At 70.9% G+C, this 1,373-nt stretch carries 1 protein-coding gene and 1 pseudogene; both read right to left on the bottom strand.

Translation table 11 applies throughout. The annotated features are described in order from the left end of the window. Positions 1–447 (bottom strand): annotated as a pseudogene (locus tag KBX53_RS32965) (serine/threonine-protein phosphatase); the annotation flags it as partial. A gap of 104 nt (positions 448–551) precedes the next feature. Then, positions 552–1,190, bottom strand: coding sequence for a septal ring lytic transglycosylase RlpA family protein (locus KBX53_RS37235; RefSeq protein WP_210863763.1), 639 nt, complete (start codon positions 1,188–1,190; stop codon positions 552–554). Between the last annotated feature and the right edge of the window lie 183 nt (positions 1,191–1,373).

The following is a 1,373-nucleotide window of genomic DNA, read 5'->3' as shown; positions in this document are numbered from 1 at the left end:
CCCCGCTACCGAGAGCGTGCCGACCTGCGGTCCGAGCGGGCGCAACACCGCCTGCTGGGCCACCGAGGCGAGTTTGGTCAGCTCGACGATCCGCTCGGCCTGCCGCTGGCGAACCCAGGCCACCGCCACTGCCAACGCGGTGACGAGCGCGACCGCGACAACGTTGACCGAGGTGTCCAACGAAACCTTCGGCGCGACCAGCGCGAAGCCGACGCTGAACAGAGTCGCCGCGACGCCCACCCCCAGGACCACCAGCCAGGACGCCAGGGCCGCGGCGAGCACCGGTGCGGCGGCCAGGAGCGCGACGTAGTGCACCTCCCGGCCGTCCGCCACCTCCACCGCCGACACGATCGCGAGCAGAACGAGGGCCGCGCCGAGGCCGGCGCGGGATCCGGGGCTCAGCGGGCGGCGGCCCGACTGGAGGAGTCGCGTGGGTACGACTGACAGTTTGCCTGATCCACGTGAACCGGTGAATGAACCTGACCCGTCGTCCGAGCAGGTTCTGTCCGGCCGGCCCAGTCGGCTGACCGAATCGGCGTCGTCCGCGCCGCTCAGCCGAGAACCTCGTAGCGGACGGTGAGCGCGCCCACGTCGACCGAGGCGATGGTGGCGAAGGCGGCCCGGGAGAGATCCAGGCAGCGGCCGTCGATGAACGGGCCGCGGTCGTTGATCCGCACCGTCACCGACTTGCCGTTGGCCGGGTTGGTCACCCGGACCTTGGTGTTGAACGGCAGTGTCTTGTGCGCGGCGGTCAGCGCGTCAGGGTTGAACGACTCGCCGTTGGCGGTGAGCTGCCCGTCGGAATAGAACGAGGCACCGCACGAACCGCTCTCCAGCACCTTCGCCGCGGCCGTGGTCTTCTTCGCGGTCGGCTTCGGCTTCGGCTTCGGCGACGTGGTGCGCTCCTTGCTCCGGGAGGCGGCCTGCTGCGACCGGGTCGCCGACGGGCTTGCGGTCGCGCTGGGCGAGGCACTGGCGCTCGGGGAGACGCTTGGGGAGCTGGGGGTGAGGCTGCTCGCGGCGGTGGTCGGGGTGGAGTCGAGAGCAACCTGCCCCGACTGGTCGGAGCCGGAGGCCAGCTGCACGGCACCGACGGTGCCCCCGACCGCGAGGGCGACGCCGACCGCCGCGGTGGCCACGATGCCCGCCGGGGAGGAGAAGATGCGGGTACGGGAGTGCCTGCCTGCCACCGGCCCGGTCCTTTCGTCGTCTGAACAAACCGGGTCGGACCGTAACGAGAGAAGCACTTCCGAAGTCAACGTGATCATGGTGCTATGCCCGCATTTGCACAGGTACGTGTAGCCGATCATCCGATCCGGGGTGGGCCGGGCGGCCCGGGTGCGGCGGGACCCACCCTCCCTACCCCAGGCTAA

The organism is Micromonospora sp. M51 (genome assembly GCF_018070305.1).
GTDB lineage: Bacteria > Actinomycetota > Actinomycetes > Mycobacteriales > Micromonosporaceae > Micromonospora > Micromonospora parva.
The sequence above is the reverse complement of the archived record's forward strand: the minus strand, read 5'-3'. Positions and strand labels throughout refer to the sequence as shown.